The 16587-nt window shown below is 39.6% G+C and carries 18 protein-coding genes; 2 read left to right on the top strand and 16 right to left on the bottom strand.

All coding sequences use genetic code 11. The annotated features are described in order from the left end of the window. Positions 1–9: 9 nt before the first annotated feature. From AC27JL_RS07870 to AC27JL_RS07825, 10 genes are all read right to left on the bottom strand, one after another. Positions 10–717 carry an RluA family pseudouridine synthase gene (locus tag AC27JL_RS07870; protein ID WP_487195300.1) on the bottom strand — a complete coding sequence of 236 codons (708 nt, stop codon included), beginning with the start codon at positions 715–717 and terminating at the stop codon, positions 10–12. A 5-nt stretch (positions 718–722) separates the two neighbouring features. After that, complete coding sequence (locus tag AC27JL_RS07865; RefSeq protein WP_487195299.1) at positions 723–2624, bottom strand: MFS transporter; 1902 nt, start codon at positions 2622–2624, stop codon at positions 723–725. A gap of 173 nt (positions 2625–2797) precedes the next feature. Further along, positions 2798–3406, bottom strand: coding sequence for a recombination mediator RecR (gene recR, locus AC27JL_RS07860; RefSeq protein ID WP_008132248.1), 609 nt, complete (start codon positions 3404–3406; stop codon positions 2798–2800). Positions 3407–3412: 6 nt separating this feature from the next. Beyond that, positions 3413–3739, bottom strand: coding sequence for a YbaB/EbfC family nucleoid-associated protein (locus AC27JL_RS07855; RefSeq protein WP_487195298.1), 327 nt, complete (start codon positions 3737–3739; stop codon positions 3413–3415). Positions 3740–3798: 59 nt separating this feature from the next. After that, positions 3799–6294 carry a DNA polymerase III subunit gamma/tau gene (gene dnaX, locus AC27JL_RS07850; RefSeq protein ID WP_487195297.1) on the bottom strand — a complete coding sequence of 832 codons (2496 nt, stop codon included), beginning with the start codon at positions 6292–6294 and terminating at the stop codon, positions 3799–3801. Between the two features lie 3 nt (positions 6295–6297). Further along, positions 6298–6843, bottom strand: a complete 546-nt coding sequence (apt, locus tag AC27JL_RS07845) for an adenine phosphoribosyltransferase (RefSeq protein WP_006792394.1) — start codon at positions 6841–6843, stop codon at positions 6298–6300. Between the two features lie 169 nt (positions 6844–7012). Further along, positions 7013–7135, bottom strand: coding sequence for a hypothetical protein (locus AC27JL_RS07840; protein ID WP_008132255.1), 123 nt, complete (start codon positions 7133–7135; stop codon positions 7013–7015). Positions 7136–7206: 71 nt separating this feature from the next. Continuing rightward, positions 7207–7959: an HvfC family RiPP maturation protein gene (locus tag AC27JL_RS07835; protein WP_487195295.1), complete on the bottom strand. Its 753-nt coding sequence runs from the start codon at positions 7957–7959 to the stop codon at positions 7207–7209. A gap of 36 nt (positions 7960–7995) precedes the next feature. Then, positions 7996–8853: an HvfB family MNIO-type RiPP peptide maturase gene (locus tag AC27JL_RS07830; RefSeq protein ID WP_487195294.1), complete on the bottom strand. Its 858-nt coding sequence runs from the start codon at positions 8851–8853 to the stop codon at positions 7996–7998. Positions 8854–8920: 67 nt separating this feature from the next. Continuing rightward, positions 8921–9355 carry an HvfA family oxazolone/thioamide-modified RiPP metallophore gene (locus tag AC27JL_RS07825; protein ID WP_248519656.1) on the bottom strand — a complete coding sequence of 145 codons (435 nt, stop codon included), beginning with the start codon at positions 9353–9355 and terminating at the stop codon, positions 8921–8923. Positions 9356–9589: 234 nt separating this feature from the next. On the opposite strand from AC27JL_RS07825, the gene AC27JL_RS07820 reads away from it, so the two are divergent. Together AC27JL_RS07820 and AC27JL_RS07815 are read left to right on the top strand one after the other, a co-directional pair. Then, positions 9590–10570, top strand: coding sequence for a tRNA-dihydrouridine synthase (locus AC27JL_RS07820; protein ID WP_487195293.1), 981 nt, complete (start codon positions 9590–9592; stop codon positions 10568–10570). A 61-nt stretch (positions 10571–10631) separates the two neighbouring features. After that, a complete protein-coding gene (locus AC27JL_RS07815) occupies positions 10632–10973 on the top strand; it encodes a TraR/DksA C4-type zinc finger protein (protein WP_008131363.1) in 342 nt (113 codons plus the stop codon). Between the two features lie 311 nt (positions 10974–11284). On the opposite strand, the gene AC27JL_RS07810 is transcribed toward AC27JL_RS07815, so the two are convergent. The 6 genes from AC27JL_RS07810 to AC27JL_RS07785 all read right to left on the bottom strand — a co-directional run bounded on the left by AC27JL_RS07810 (position 11285) and on the right by AC27JL_RS07785 (position 16582). Then, positions 11285–12331 carry a hypothetical protein gene (locus tag AC27JL_RS07810; protein ID WP_487195292.1) on the bottom strand — a complete coding sequence of 349 codons (1047 nt, stop codon included), beginning with the start codon at positions 12329–12331 and terminating at the stop codon, positions 11285–11287. A 61-nt stretch (positions 12332–12392) separates the two neighbouring features. Beyond that, the gene (locus tag AC27JL_RS07805) at positions 12393–13652 is read right to left on the bottom strand and encodes a tetratricopeptide repeat protein (protein ID WP_305473435.1); all 1260 of its coding nucleotides are present in this window, start codon (positions 13650–13652) and stop codon (positions 12393–12395) included. Between the two features lie 11 nt (positions 13653–13663). Next, complete coding sequence (locus AC27JL_RS07800; RefSeq protein ID WP_039036739.1) at positions 13664–14275, bottom strand: energy transducer TonB; 612 nt, start codon at positions 14273–14275, stop codon at positions 13664–13666. Next, complete coding sequence (locus AC27JL_RS07795; RefSeq protein WP_006792384.1) at positions 14275–14679, bottom strand: ExbD/TolR family protein; 405 nt, start codon at positions 14677–14679, stop codon at positions 14275–14277. Before AC27JL_RS07795 ends, AC27JL_RS07800 begins: the two co-directional genes overlap by 1 nt. 14 nt (positions 14680–14693) lie before the next feature. After that, positions 14694–15218, bottom strand: coding sequence for a MotA/TolQ/ExbB proton channel family protein (locus AC27JL_RS07790; RefSeq protein ID WP_004588135.1), 525 nt, complete (start codon positions 15216–15218; stop codon positions 14694–14696). Further along, positions 15218–16582, bottom strand: a complete 1365-nt coding sequence (locus AC27JL_RS07785; protein ID WP_039036738.1) for a MotA/TolQ/ExbB proton channel family protein — start codon at positions 16580–16582, stop codon at positions 15218–15220. The genes AC27JL_RS07790 and AC27JL_RS07785 overlap by 1 nt, the downstream gene beginning before the upstream one ends. Positions 16583–16587 lie beyond the last annotated feature (5 nt).

Genomic DNA, 16587 nt, shown 5'->3' with positions numbered 1-16587 from the left:
TAATTCACACTAAAATGGGCTTGGGCAATGGATATGAATTGCTTGATTTGTAGTGGGATGTTCAAAAAACAGATCGCTTGCATGCAACTGTAAACGTTTTGATAGCTTTTCACTGTGTGCACTCTTATACAGGTCGCACCCTAAAATAGGGTGGCCTATAAAATGACTATGTATGCGTAGCTGATGAGTACGCCCAGTCAAAGGAGAAAAGCGTACATAAGTTCTAACAGGGTTAGCAAGGCGCTTTATAACATTAAACTCGGTAACAGCAGGCTTCCCCTCTAGCTTGCAGATTTTTACACGCGGAAATAACTGTGTGTCTTTAGCTATGGGCGCATCAATTTGCCCTCTATTTTCGCTAACATACCCCTGCAGCACTGCTACATAATGCTTTTTTACACTACGTAATTGAAACTGCTTATTTAAACGTTTTGAGCTCAAATCGTTTAGGCTTACAAGCATTATTCCCGATGTGCCTAAATCTAATCGATGAACTAATTTAGCGTTTAAAAAGGCCGGCGTTACTCCTTTTTGCCCATTTACTAGACGATAATGTACTGAGTCCCAGTTTTCTGGATTTTTCCCTGATAAACTCAGCAACCCGCTGGGTTTATTAATGACTAAAATATCGTTATCTTGATACAAAATACTAAACGTATCTATGCATTTTGGCGCTATAAAATTATCGACAATAGGGTTTGTTTGGCTGCTTTTCATGCCTATTAATCATTACCTTTAGAGTAAAGTAGTTTTAAATCTAACACTCGTTGACGCAGATTATCCGCTTTTGCTTTATTTGCCGTAACAGGCTCACCAACAGATACAGAGACTAGCGACCATTTTAAACGAGGTAATTGCCACTTTGTTTTTCGGCTAAACATACTGCCCCAAAGCCCACCTAAATGCACAGGCACAACAGCAACAGGCGTTCGCTCAATTATTCTCTCTATACCTCTTCTAAACATATCAACACAGCCATCACCTGTTAATTTACCCTCAGGGAAAATACCCACAAGCTCGCCGCGTTCAAGTGCCTCTGCAACATCGTCAAACGCCTTTTTAAAAGCTTCAGGGTTTGCTTTTTCGCTATCAATCGGTATTGCTTTAGCCATTTTAAATAACCAGTGCAGAGCAGGAGAATAATAAATTGGCGCAAAAACCATGAAACGAATTGGTCTTGGTGACGCTGCTAAAATAAACATCCAATCAACAAAGCTGACATGATTGGCAACGATAACCGCTGCACCTTCCTCTGGTATATTTATTTCGCCTCTGGTTTTCACGCGATACATGCAAATAGCTAAAATATAGATAATAAAACGCAAGAAAAACTCAGGTACTTTGGTATAAATATACAATGAAATCAGTAAGTTTAACCCTGCAAGTAAAAGCAATAATTCTGAGATACTCCACTCTAAAATAGACAATGTCACAATACTTAAAATGGCACTGCACACCATAAACAGTGCATTAAGTACGTTGTTAGCGGCAATAACACGAGACCGACACGCCTCTTCTGTTCTTTGTTGTATCAAAGCATACAAAGGAACAGTATAAAAACCTGATGCTATACCAATACCGGCCATCCACACAAAGTGCCAGCGCATATCGCCAGTATTTAATACCTGCTTTAAGGTTAATAATTCATCGATTTGCACACCATAACTTAAAATAGCGGGCTCTGTACTGAGCAAGTATAAAAATAGGGTAATTAAGATGGCACCAAAGGGCACAATGCCTAACTCAATACGCGAACGCGAAAGCTTTTCACATAATAAAGAACCAATAGCAATACTTAACGAAAATACCACCAGCGCACTGGTTACTACTAATTCGTTACCGCCCATTACGTGCTTAACATAGTTTGGTAATGTAGTTAGCACAATGGCGCCTATTAACCAAAACCAGCTTATACCTAAGACTGATTTGCCTACAGACTCTGTTTGCGAATTAAGTGCTGAAAACACATTTTTTGTAGAGGTATAAATATTGTAGGTAAACGCTAAGTTAGGTTCATTCGCTGCACTTATTGGTATAAAGCGGCTACTCACATAACCTAATAATGCGAGCACGAGTACTGCAATGCTAATAATTTCGGGGCCTACGTTTTGCGTAATGTAATAAGTCCCAAAAATAGTCCCTAGTAAAATGGCAACAAAGGTACCCGATTCAACTAACCCATTCGCTTTTGTTAATTCGTTCGGGGCAACGTGCTGCGGTAAAATAGAATATTTTAACGGACCAAAAAATGTACTTTGAAACCCCATGAAAAATATAGTGGTGAGCATAAGCCAAATAGACTGGGTATAAATAGATAGTGCCCCTACAACCATAATAGGAATTTCGCAAAGTTTTACAAACCTGATTAATTTTGATTTTTCTGTTTTCTCAGCAAGCTGCCCTGCCATACCCGAAAATAAAAAAAACGGTAAAATAAATAAACCTGCTGCTATGTTTGAATAGAGCGCACCATCGGCCAATGTTGCAGCTTGAAAAACCAGTAAAATAAGCACCGACTGCTTATAGACATTATCGTTAACGGCAGAAAAAAACTGGGTAATAAACAAAGGTAAAAATCGTTTACTATTAAGTAAGCCGCTTTGATTTGTTGAATGCGTTTTCATTGTGATCCTTACGTTTTAACTCTAAATAAACCTATCTCAAAAAAGGCTTTGATTACTTAGCCGTCAAATTAACTGCACACTATTTTTAGCTAGCTTACCTTAAAAACAAAAAAGCCTACATAAATTAATTACGTAGGCTTTTACATATCTTTTCAAACAGTCGCTTTAATAAACTATTCTTGTGTAACCACGCGGCGACCACTAAATGCATGCATTAGGGTTCTACCATCAACTAAATCAAGTTCGCCTCCAACCGGAATACCGTGCGCTATGCGCGAAGCACCCACATTGTTTTTATGGCAAAGCTGGGCAATGTAATGCGCAGTCGTCTCACCCTCAACACTAGGATTTGTTGCTAGTATTACTTCGTTAATGCCGCCTTGAGAAAGTTTTTGCTCTAAAACATCTAACCCTATTTCTTTAGGGCCAATACCATCAATAGGTGATAAATGCCCCATAAGAACAAAATATAAACCTAAATACTGACCCGTTTGCTCAATAGCAAGTACATCAGTAGGCGACTCAACAACACATAACGTACCGCTGTCTTGGCGTTTTGTACTTAAGCAAATGTCACATTGAGGTTGCTCACAAAAAGTTCGGCACGTTTGGCAATGACCTATTGCTGTCATTGCCTTAGTAAGCGCGCTACCTAGTTGTGTACCACCTTTGCGATCACGTTCAAGCAAATGAAATGCAATACGCTGTGCAGACTTTGGGCCAATACCCGGTTGACACCGCAATGCTTCAATAAGCTGATTTAAACTATCTGAAAGTTGCATTGTTTGTTAAAACGGCATTTTCATACCTGGTGGTAATTGCATACCGCCAGTTACTTTGCTCATTCGTTCTTGCGTTTCTTCAACTACACGGCGCACAGCATCGTTACATGCCGCTGCAAGTAAGTCTTCAATCATGTCTTTGTCGTCTTCCATAAGGCTTTCATCAAGCTCTACGCGACGCACATTGTGGTTGCCAAGCATGGTTACTTTAACTAAGCCTGCACCCGCTTCACCAACAACTTCCATTGTTGCTATTTCGTCTTGGGCTTTTTGCATGCGCTCTTGCATTTGCTGCGCTTGCTTCATCATGTTACCCATTCCACCTTTAAACATAATTTTCTCTCTTTCTTTTAATCTTTAATTGTCATGAAGATAAGGGCGATTGTATGTAATTACAATGCCTGAATACTGTTTTCGTCAATTTCGGCGCTAAATAACTGTTGAAATTGTACTATGTTTTCGTCACTTGTGATCACATCTATTGCTTGCTGATGGCGCCCTGCATCTATTTTTTGTTGAATTAAATAAGGCGAGTCGATAACACCTTGAGCAAATTTTATACTCAGCGATACATTGTGATCGTAAATACTCGATAATGCGGCATCAAGTTTTTGGCGAAGCATTGGCGTATCTAAGTGTTTTTGCGATTCATCAACATCTATATGTAAGTTACTTCCCTGCTTCGTAAAAATTGAATGCAGCGCAAATTGGCGCATTCGTCCACCCAGCCCCATACGTTTTATCAAATAAGCCCACTCGTCTTGCTGATGAGCAAACTTTATTTCACTTATTGGGCTTTGAAAATCATCTGGAACCGGAATACTTTCCTCTTGTGGAGCTGTAGCAGGCACACTTTGAGGATTAATTTGTTCTAGTAACTCAGGCGCTAAATTTTCAGTGATTGTTTGATGCTTAGCTTTAAAATCAACTTTTTGTGCTTTTGTAGCGACGACACTGGGGCGTTTTGCTTGGCTCCCGCTAACAGGGAGCTCAGACTTTTTTTCATGCTCGCCTGTATTATAGTCATCCCACGGCGGTGGGTTAGTAGATTGCACAGAAGCCGCTTGAGGGTGTTCTGCGTTTTCAGAATGAGTGTGTATATCTGTATTAGTGGATTCACTTTGCTCTACAATTGGCGAACCAACCAGCCTGTTACTTTGCTCATTATTATCAGCTTCAGGTTTTTCAGACACTGGCGGCTGAGCTATATTATTACCTGATAACCTGCCTGAACCTGATATATTTCTGTCACGTAAGATGCGTGCAATGGCCGATTGTGCCTGAGACTCTTTATCATGCAGTGAAGCTGCATCCAAAGAGACTGGAGCGCTTGGAGATTCAGCCTGTTGCGATGTGCTTTGAGTTTGAGGATTAAAACCTTGATCTAGCGCGCTACTCATTACATCATCGAATTGTGCAGCTAATGTTTGCTCTACATCATTGTGCTGCATGTATGCTTCATTTTCGCTGTTACGCTGTGCTTGCTCATCACTTATTTGCTTCGCAGGTGTATTTTGGCTCGTTTCAGTTTGAGCCTCTTCGTTTTCAACCTGTAAATGCTCTACGTGAGCAGAATCAACAGGCGTGTCAGTAGCCGTGGGGGTTACTTGCTCATGCTGTTCTGCACTTATAATCGATTTTTCAGCTGGTTGCTGTACAGCGCTTATGTCGCTGTGTTTAGCTGCGTTATTAGTACTTTCATGCTTATTTTTACTTAAAATATCGCGCAGTGCATTGGCTCGGCTTTCAGTGTTACGTGCCGGCAATTGAGGTGTATTTATCTCGTCCTGCTGATTTTCGTTTCCTGCAGGCTGAAATGCAAGTAACCTCAGCAAAATCATTTCGAACCCTAAACGTGGTTCAGGGGCCCATTGTAAATCTTTTTTACCGTTTAAAAGTAACTGGTAATAAACCTGCACTTGCTGCGCACTGGTGTGCTCTGCAACGTGTTTTATGTAATCAGCATTGGTCTCATCAAGCCCAGCAGCTTGAGGCACTAGTTGGGTAAGCTGGGTTAAGTGCGTTAATGAAATTAAATCATCAAGTAACGCTATATAATTTGGATTTTTGCTCGCTACATTTGCTATTTCGCTCATGAGCGCAGCGCCATCTTGACTTAGTAATGCTGCTAATAAACTCTGGCTGTAGTGTGTATCCATTAAACCAAGCATAGCTTGAACCGCTTGATTATTAATATCACCATTCGTTTGTGCTATAGCTTGATCGGTTAAGCTAAGCGCGTCGCGCATACTGCCATCTGCAGCTTTTGCAATAACGCTAAGTGCATCGTTATCAAAGCGCAGTTGTTCTTGAGTCAAAACGTGTTGAAGCTGTGTTTTAATTTCACTTTGCGATAAGGCGTTTAAATTAAACTGTAAACACCGCGATAAAATAGTAACGGGTAACTTTTGGGGATCGGTGGTTGCGAGTAAAAATTTCACATGCTCTGGCGGTTCTTCAAGCGTTTTTAAAAGCGCATTAAAACTATGCTTTGAAAGCATGTGAACTTCATCTATTAGGTATACTTTGTAACGCCCGCGCGTAGGTGCGTATTGAACGTTATCAAGTATTTCACGCGTATCTTCTACTTTAGTACGAGAGGCAGCATCAATTTCTAGCAGGTCAATGTAGCGCCCTGCTTCAATATCTGTACAGCTGCTACATTGCCCACAAGGAGATGCCGAAATACCTTCGTCGCAATTTAAGCTTTTTGCAAAAATACGCGCAATTGTTGTTTTACCAACTCCTCGGGTTCCAGTGAATAAATACGCGTGGTGCAGTCTATTTTGTGTAAGCGCATTAACAAGCGCTTGTTTAACATGAGACTGCCCAACCAATTCATGAAAGGTTTGTGGACGCCATTTTCTCGCTAGAACCTGATAACTCATCGATTATTCGCCTTCGAATTCAACCAACTTTAAGATTTTGATACCCATTTTTTCTATGCGTTGTTCGCCACCTAATTCAGGCAGTGATACAACAAATGCTGCATCAGTAGCCTCACCGCCTAACTTATTAACTAGTTTAGCAGTCGCTTCAATAGTACCGCCAGTTGCTAGTAGGTCATCAACAAGGAGTACTTTATCACCGGGTACAATTGCATCAACATGAAGTTCTAGCGTGTCTTCACCGTATTCTAGTAGGTAATCTTGGCGAATAACTTCGCGCGGTAATTTGCCAGGCTTACGCACTGGAATAAAAGGAATACCTAAAGCATAAGATAAAGGCGCACCAAAAATAAAGCCACGTGATTCTGTGCCAATAATTTTTGTAAAACCTTGGTCTTTATATTCGGTTATAAACGCATCAATAGTAGCCTTGAACGCTTCAGGGTTGGCCATTAATGTAGTTACATCGCGAAACATAATGCCCGCTTTAGGATAATCAGCAATTGTTGCAATGCTGTTTTTAATAATTGCTGGTGTTACTTGAGTCATAAGTTTTACTGCTCAATGGTTGATATTACAAAGCAGGTGATTATAACCTTAAGTGAACTTTAATTGCGAGTTTGCTGTGACTTTAACGAAAATATTGAACAGTTATAGAGGATAAAAAAGCAAAGCGTTAAGGCTGATGCTAACAACAGCCTTAAACTATAAATACGTTTTAGGTTAAGCTAGTGATCCAACCTAAAATTGCATTTAAACAACCAATACCTGCAAATACCGCTAGAAAAGCAATAAAATAAGTAGCGTTAAACGGATCTTTAAAATCTTTATCATCTGACATGGTACAACCTTTTATTAAGCACGATAAATAAGGCTGCCATGATAGACGATGTAAAAACATCAATAAAGGCCTTAATCTTGATTTTTTGTCACGATTACACCGCGTTCAATCAGCGCATTGAGTGTTACAAGCGCCCCTTGTGTTATTTGCTCTTCGTTAAACTGAGGAGCCTGCATAATCACCTGTTGGCAGAGGTTATCAAATGTAATGCCTTCAGCGCTTTCAATGATAGAGAGTAATAAAGCCGTCATTGCATTAGTTGCTAAAAACTGTACTTCATCTTCTTCATCTCTATAAACAACAAAATAGTTAGGTACAGTCGATGGTTCTTTTGGCCGGACTTGGTCACTTATAGTTTGCACTGGATATTGGTAACTCAAATTTCTCGCTACGCTTGATAGAAATAATGGACTTTTAGTTAACGCTGTTTGTTGTAGTTTTCTCTCATTAGGATCTTCGTTAGCTATTGAAACGTCAAGCTCTATCCATTCATAATGCGCAAGCTCTAACATAAAAGCAGGATCATAGTTTTTCATTTTATAACTACTCGACAAGTAATTAATAAACTCCCCTGCTATATCTAAAAAGTATGGTGATTGACAATTATATCCACTAAAAAACTGCCTAATCAATTTGTTCCATTGTTTGTCACTATAAAGCGTTTTTAACACTGGATACCCAGAAGAAATGAATCCCTCTATGTTATTAAAGAATAAGTCGCGATATATAGCCATGCGTCTATCTTCAATATCAGTTGGCTTTTTATTTTTTTTTGGTTCACGTATGTGCGCCATAAATTCATTTTGAACATCTATAAAACTCATAGCTGGATACTCATTACTGTCTGATTCGCGTTAACTTTAAGCTCGTTGTTTTGAAAGCTCAGGATTTAGATACTTTTGTTGCAACTGAATAATAATATCAAGCTCTTTAGTGAGTACATTTATCTCTGGAATATTAAAATCTCGCTCAAGAAGCGTTGGAAATACACCATGTACCTTATAAGCTTTATCAAGTAACTCCCAAACTGGATCAATAACATCGGCGCCATGAGTATCGACTATCAAATCATTAGCCTCATTATAATGTCCCGCAACATGCCCATAGGCGATACGCTTTGTAGGTAAGCCGGCTAAGAAAGTATTTGCGTCATAACCATGGTTTATCGAATTAACATAAATATTATTTACATCAAGCAACAATTTACAATCTGCTTGCTCTAAAATTTCAGTAGTAAATTCGAGTTCAGATAACTCTTGGCCTGGCGCACCGTAGTAAGATACATTTTCCATCGCAATAGGTCGTTCAAGAATATCTTGAACTTGCTTAATTCGGGGGACAACGTGCGCTATTGCCTCTTCGGTAAAAGGGATGGGCATTAAATCATACATATGGCCTTGACCAGAGCAATAACTCAAATGCTCACTAAACATTTTAATGTTGTGCTGATCAAAAAAGACTTTTAGCGATTTAATAAATTCAATATCAAGCGGCTCTGGCGAACCTATTGATAAAGACAAACCATGACATACAAAATTATTAGCATCGGTTAATGTTTTAAACTGCTTTTTAAATCGGCCGCCCAGTTTTAACCAATTTTCAGGCGCAATTTCTAAAAAATCAATTTGCTTTGGAACGTGTTCTAATAACTCATCTAGCATTTCACGGCGCAAACCTAAGCCAACCATTCCAAATCCCGAACTGTGCATTTGTGTCATAACTGCCTCTACTATTAACAAAAAAGGGCCCCGTGGCCCTTTAGCATAACTTAATTAAATTAAGAAATTAACGGCCACCACATTTACCTTCGCCGCACTTGCCTTCTTTTTTACCTTTTGCGTCGCCACCACATTTACCTTCGCCGCACTTGCCTTCTTTTTTACCTTTTGCATCGCCGCCACATTTACCTTCGCCGCACTTGCCTTCTTTTTTACCTTTTGCGTCGCCGCCACATTTACCTTCGCCGCACTTGCCTTCTTTTTTACCTTTTGCGTCGCCGCCACATTTACCTTCGCCGCACTTGCCTTCTTTTTTACCTTTTGCGTCACCGCCACATTTGCCTTCACCGCACTTACCTTCGGCAGCATCTAATTGATAACCTGAAACAAGCTGCTGAAATTCAAACGGGTTTGCTTGTACATCAGCAGATACTAAACTCGCAGAACCCACTACTACTGCACCTAATGTTAATGCGATTGTATTATTTTTTACTGTATTCATTATCTTTGCTCTCTATACTCAATGTGTAAGTCATTGCAATGTAAATATCGTTTTAAATTGCGTGTATGTTTAAGTAGACCTGTAATGAAATAAAAACTTTCATTTTTATTTTTATTTAATCGAAAAAATTTGCCCCCTGCGCTCTCACTTTAACTATGAGTAACAATTACAGATTTATCAATATGCAATTTACAGGTAAACTAGCGACCTTATTTTTAATAATATAATCGCTTTATGAAACTTGTTTTAGCACCTATGGAAGGTGTTGTAGATTTTAAAATGCGCCAATTACTAACTGACCTTGGCGGGTTTGATTTATGCGTGACCGAATTTGTAAGAGTTGTTCAAGCACGTTTACCTGAAAAAGTATTTTATCGATACTGCCCTGAACTAAATAATAATGGCTATACCCGAGCAGGCACGCCGGTGCGTATACAATTGCTTGGACAAGAAGCTAATCCATTAGCTGAAAACGCAGTGAGAGCGATTGATTTGGGTTCCCATGGTGTTGACCTTAATTTTGGGTGTCCTGCGAAGACGGTTAACCGTAGCCGCGGTGGTGCCGTTTTGCTTAAAGATCCCGAGCATATGTATACCATAATTAAAGCGGTTAGAGATGCGGTAGATTCAAAACATGAAGTCAGTGCAAAGATACGTTTAGGCTTTGATGACGACAGTAACAGCCAAGAAATTATTGATGCGGTTGTAAGTGCTGGCGCTAATAGCGTAGCAATTCATGCAAGAACAAAACGCGATGGATACAACCCGCCTGCATATTGGGAAAAGATACCTCCTATAATAAAAGGTAAAAATATTGCCGTAGTTGCTAATGGTGAAATATGGCAAGTTGAAGACGCAATACTATGCCAAAAAAGAAGCGGTTGCAGTGACTTAATGCTTGGCAGAGGCGCCCTATCTCATCCTGATTTAGCAAAAAAAATAAAGGCACATGTCAACAATGAGCACTACGAGGGTTTAGAATGGGAGCATGTTCTTTATCACTTAATACACTCAGCTATTCATCATGATCCAGCTAAAGATGAAAAATATTTTGCATCTAGAACTAAGCAATGGCTAGGTTATTTAAAGCGTCAATATCCGCAGGCGATAACATTGTTTGATGAAATTCGTAGGTTAAAAACCAAAGAAGACGTATCTGCCGTTTTAAAAAAATATGCAAAAGCACCACAACTTGATTCAAATCATGACAGATAATTAAAAGCAATTAGATAATATCAGTATAACGAGCAGTTAATGTAAAAGGGTTATACTGATAATGAACCACCAAAAGCGCTTACATGATGAACTAACACAAGTTAAATCAAACATACTTGTTATGCTTTCTAAATCGCCCCACCCCGCCCATCAAGGCTTGATCACCACATTAAAACATACAGCAAATAATGAATGGTTAGATCTTGCTGCAAAAAGGCTCGGCCCTGAGTATGCCAACTTAATTAATCGTATGACTATGTTAGAGGCCGCAGTGAGTCAAATTGATATAGGTCAATACGGCTATTGTTGTGATTGTGAAGAAAAAATTGCAACCGCATTACTTCAAAAAGACCCTGCAACACAGCGCTGTACAAAATGCGCAATTAAACGAACATCTAACTAATGTTTAAAGTTATAAGTTTCTATAGCTAATGCCTGTAAACATATTAGTTTTGAAATTGGTTTAACCGGGGTGCAAAGTTTTTGAGCCAGTAGACAAGTAAAAACAGAGCAAAACCTCTGCACCCTACTCATTACTCATGCCCATTATCTATATTGACTAGAGGCAGCTAAACATAAACTACCCCGGCCGGAACTCAAAAAAATAACAGGGTATATTAGGAAATACTCTGCGTAATTACGTATTAAAAAATAAGTATCTACACTTCAATGCTTTGCCTTCCCATAAGCCTCGGCAAATAAACAACCTCTAGGTTAATAACAAATCTGACCACAAAAACTAAACGATTGACCTGGATATAGAATAATATCTTCAACTAAATATTGCGCGGTTTGTTCTGACACTTTAAGACGCTTTGACAAATTAACTTTAGCCTGTTCAATCGTCCATGCATGGTAATGAATACCTATATCTGTTTCCATCATTGTAAGCATGAGCAACTTGTCCTTATTAGACAATTTTGTATTGCTGGCCATAGCAGGCAAGTCTAAGTAATGTGTTTGCCAGTCAAGTCCATTAATCAATGGCTCTTTAGATAAATATTGCACAACAAATGATTTGGTGTGATTTTGTTTAAATTTGACATTAATAACTGCACTTTCAAGCGCTTTAATTTGTTCGTTAATAATAACAACCCACTCTAAAGGAGAGTTAACCGCGTTGCCATAATAATTGAGTTTACTCTGATACCACTCTGAACCATTAGAAAGCCCTCTTAAACCAACACTCCCTCTAGGCTTATAATTATCCAAATAATTAGAAAAAGCTCTGATATGGCTTTTAATTGCACCTTGTGTAGCCTTGTTTTCGATAGCTTGCGCTACATATTCCTGTAATAAAGAATACTCTAACTTGTTTAGTTTTAGATTACTTTGCTTTGCAATGTCTAACTTAGCTTGTGTAAATTTAAGCCAACTAATAGTTTGCTCAACGGTGCTAGCTGAACGGTTAAATAAACTCATATTATGTAGAACGTCTACTTGGGCTGGCCAAGGAAAAAAACGCTCAGGAAATCGTTCTGCAATAACCAAATAATTAACTTGGGTAATTTGATTAGGTGTTAACTTCATCGTCATCAATTGCTGATAAATAGCATGACGTTTATCAAGATATTCGTTCGAGTAAACAATGTTTTCTTCTGTAACTTTTTTATTATTTGTTTCTTGACCTAATATCAACACAGTATTTAAAGACTTTAAAGCGCTGCGTGCCTCATCAAAAGAACTAAAACTATCACTCTTATCAGTACAACCAACAAGATTTAAACACAATAACAATGATACAAAAAACGTTTTATACATAGTGATCCTAATAAAAAAAGCCCCAGAGGGGCTTTTTAAAAATTACTAATGTTAGCTAATATTAAATTTTAACACCGTTGCGAGCGGCTTTATCTTTAATATAAGTAGACCAACCTTTTGCAAACTTACGTGTGCGTGGGTCGTCCATAGCTTTAACAATAGCAGCATAAGCTTGCTTGTACTTACCTTGGTAGTAATACGCCTCAGCTAAATCTGAATAAATTGTACCTTTTTTGTCAGAGCCAAGCTCTAACGCCTTGTTCAAGCGAACAACGGCAGCACTGAATTTCTCAGATTGTAAAAGTAATGAACCTGCTTTGCGGTAAAGCTCAGCGTCGTCATCAAATTTAGCAGCTTCTTCATAATACTTAGCAGCTTTCTCTATATCTTTAGAGCGATGATAGTTACTTGCAACAGCGTTGACATTTTGCTTAGTACGTTTAACTTTTTCTTCTTTAATTGCCTTTTCAAGCGTTACTGCTGCTTTGTAAGGAATTTCATTTAAAGAGTAAAAGTTAGCAAGTACTTTGTATTCAACTTCGTTTTCAAAGTAACCGTTTTTGAAAGCCACTTCCATTGTTGCAAGGCCTTTCTGATATTCCTCGGTTTGTAGGTAGTATTTACCTAAACCAATCCAAGCTTTTTTATCATCAGGCCAAACTCTAACAATTTCTTCACCCACTTTAACCATGTTAGCAAAATCTTTGGTTTCAAAGTATGCGCCAAGTTTAAGCTGGTAAGGGCCTTTGTTAGGCTCTTTTTGAAGAGCTATTGCTTTGTTAGCAGGCTCAAAAACATCACTGAATTGCTCTAACCGAAAGTTGGCTTGCGCAATACGAGTATATACAGTTGGGTCTTCCTCACCTGTGAAGTCCATCCAAGCTGTGTATGCCTTTTTTGCTTCTTTGTATTTCTCAGTACCCGCGTACAAATCACCTAATAACTTAAGTGTTTGTTCATGGTCTGCAAAGTTCAAAATATCAGGCGCTACTGCTAGCTTGCTGTATTTGATTGCATCAGCGTAGTTTTCTTTCTGCGCGTACATGCTACCTAAGTAACGATTTACAGTCGCTTTATCAAACTCATCTGAAGGGTCAATCTCTCTCAGCAATACAATCGCTTCGTCAACTTTTTCTTCGTTATACAAGTCAAACGCTTTAATTACTTTTTTACCAGTACGCTCGCCCATGATCTTAGTTTTTGCTTTCTTACGCTCTTCAATTTTTGCGTAATCTGGCGCCGCTAATACAGATGAACTTAAAGTTACACCTGACACAGACATAAGAATTGCAAGAGCAGTTACTTTAGATAAATTTCTCATTACTCGCCTCCTTAGCCCTGATTAAGTTTAAAGTCTAGTTGAACTTGTAAACCAACTTGTTTTTGTGGCTTACCATCAATAATTTTCGGACGGTATTTCCACTTACGAAGTGCACGTTTAGCTTCACGGTCAAAGATACGTTTAGGCTCTGCGTCGATTACATCAACGTCAATAACCCCACCTAACTCATCAATTGTGAACGAAAGTTGTACCCAACCCTCTTTACCATCACGCGCTGCTTGCGTTGGATATTTTGGTTCAATACGAACGATAGGTGTCGCATCACCATCTCGTCCAAATGCACCCGGACCACTTAGTCCACCAGCAGAACTCCCTACGCTGATGCTTGGCATATTAAATGACATTGCACCTGGGTTAGGATTAGTATCCGGCTGGGGCGGCTGCGGTTTAGGCGGCTGCTTTGGCGGTGGCGGAGGCGGAGGCGGTACACGCTTCCTCTCCTGCACCTTAGATTCAGGCGGATTCGTCATAATTTCGACTATGATCTGCTCTTTTTGTTCCGTATTACGGTCAGCCCCACCAGAGATGAGGTAAGCCATGAAGTAGAACAAGCCGAAAGTAACTGCCCCACCTGCAATCAGTGAAAACAGAAAACGAATCATTACTGATCTCCAGCTATTGAAATTCTTAGGTTATCGCCCGTTGCTTTAATCTGGTCCATAACTTTAACCACTGTGCCGTGTTTTGCTTCTTTATCAGCCTGCAAAATTACAACGTCAGTAGGTTGTTCCGCTAGTAAGCTTTCAATTTTCGCTGAAACACGTTCAACGTCAACTTGCTGCTTATCAATCCAGATTGCGCCATCACTGCGTATAGCAATAAAAATGTTTGCATTTTTTTGCTTCGTAGCTTGGGCAGCTTTAGGTTTATTGACCTCGATACCAGCCTCTTTAACGAACGATGTAGTTACGATAAAGAAAATAAGCATGATAAATACGATGTCAAGCATTGGTGTCATATCTACCGCTGCTTCTTCTTCTTCACGAAAACGTTGTTTACGTGCCATATTTAATTCTCTCTCTAGTGATGAGGCATGCTATCTACAAGTTTGGCTTTCACCATTCTCGCTCTTGCCTCAAGGCGTGAGCTAAAGAAAACTCCAGATAGTGCCGCAACCATTCCAGCCATTGTTGGGATTGTTGCCATTGAAATACCTGATGCCATTAAACGTGCATTACCAGTACCTTGGGTTGCCATGGTTTCAAAAACCGCGATCATACCCGTTACAGTTCCAAGTAAGCCTATTAAAGGACAAACAGCTACTAATGTTTTAATCAACAACATACGCTGATCTAATTTTTCAGACGCTTCAGAAATCCATGCTTCACGGATTCTGTGTGCGTACCAAGACGTAGTGTCTTGGCGGGCATCCCACTTAGCAACAATATCCTTCGTTAAACGAGGAAACTCTGCAAGTAAGAACCAATAGCGCTCAATCATTAAAACCCACATCAGAAAGAGTGCTATCGCGACCACGTATAAAACCTGGCCGCCTGTGCCAACAAAATCCCTGATAGATTCCCATATCTCCATCAGGACTAGCATTAGGCTTTCTCCTTCTCCGCGTGAGTAGCGACGATACCCGCGCTTTGCTCATCAAGGATATGTAATACCGACTTACTACGACTTGCAACAATAGAGTGAAGTAGAATAAGTGGTAATGCTGCGATTAGACCTAGCGCTGTAGTTACAAGTGCTAGAGAGATGTTACCAGCCATGATCTTCGGATCGCCCGTACCGAACAATGTGATTGTTTGGAACGTTAAAATCATACCGATTACCGTACCTAGTAGACCTAGTAATGGTGCGATAGCAGCAAGGATCTTGATGATATTAATACCAGCTTCGATGCGTGGCGTTTCACGTAGAATCGCTTCATCAAGTTTAAGTTCAAGGTTTTCAACATCTTGAGATTTGTTGTCAGAGTACACTTTAAGAATACGACCCAGTGGGTTGTTTGTATTCGGTGTAGACAAGTTCTTAAGTTGTGATTTGATCTTAGAAGTAGTAAGCGCTAAGTCAAGGAAACGAACTAAGAAGATTAATAGACCTACAGCAAGTAGTACAGTGATGATGTAACCAACTGTATCACCCTGGTGGTAGTATTCCATTAGCGTTTTCTTCTGCGTATTAATACGTAAGATTGCGCCGCGTGTAGGGTCAATGTAAACGCCCGCGTAGCTATCAGAAGATGTTGCTTCTAGGTTTGAAATGCCATCTAAAATGTAGCTATCAGGTTGTTTACCTAAAGGCTGGATAGACTTTGTTTCTGGCGAGTAGATTAAGTAACCTTCGTCAGCAACTAAGTTAAAGTTACCAATACGAGTGATTTTCTTAACCGCAGTGTTTCCGTCAAGGCCAGCAACTTCAGATTCAAAAGTAGATACTTTTGCTGATTCTGTCATTTCTGTTTGAAGTGAAATCCAAAGCTCTTCTAACTCACGAACTGTTGGAAGTTCTTTAGCTGCTGCTAATGAACGAAGTACTTCAGCACGACCTGGCTTTTCAGCACTTACTAAAGATGCTTCGATAGAACCGATAGCGTCTTGCGCTGCACGACGTACAACACCGAACATCTCACCTAACGTACCTTGAGCATTTTGAAGAGCTTGCTCTTTTTCCGCTAAAGTGTTTTCGTTTTGTGCGTATTGCTTAGCTAAAGAATCACCACGTGCTTTTTCAGCAGCTAGTTGGCTTTTAGCTTTATTAAGTAAAGATTGCTTGTCAGCACGTTCTGATAAGAACTCTTGCTCACGTTGCTTATTGATCTTACCTTCTGAGATACGCTCTTGCTTAACTTGCTCAAGAATTTTGTCTAAAGCGTCAGTGTTTGCGTGTGCGTTAAGCGCGGTACCTGCAGAAACAGATAGTACTGCTGCAACAGCAAAACCTTTAAATAGTTTCTTCATTATTG

Source organism: Pseudoalteromonas sp. 4NS20-0020, assembly GCF_057554385.1.
The sequence above is the reverse complement of the archived record's forward strand: the minus strand, read 5'-3'. Positions and strand labels throughout refer to the sequence as shown.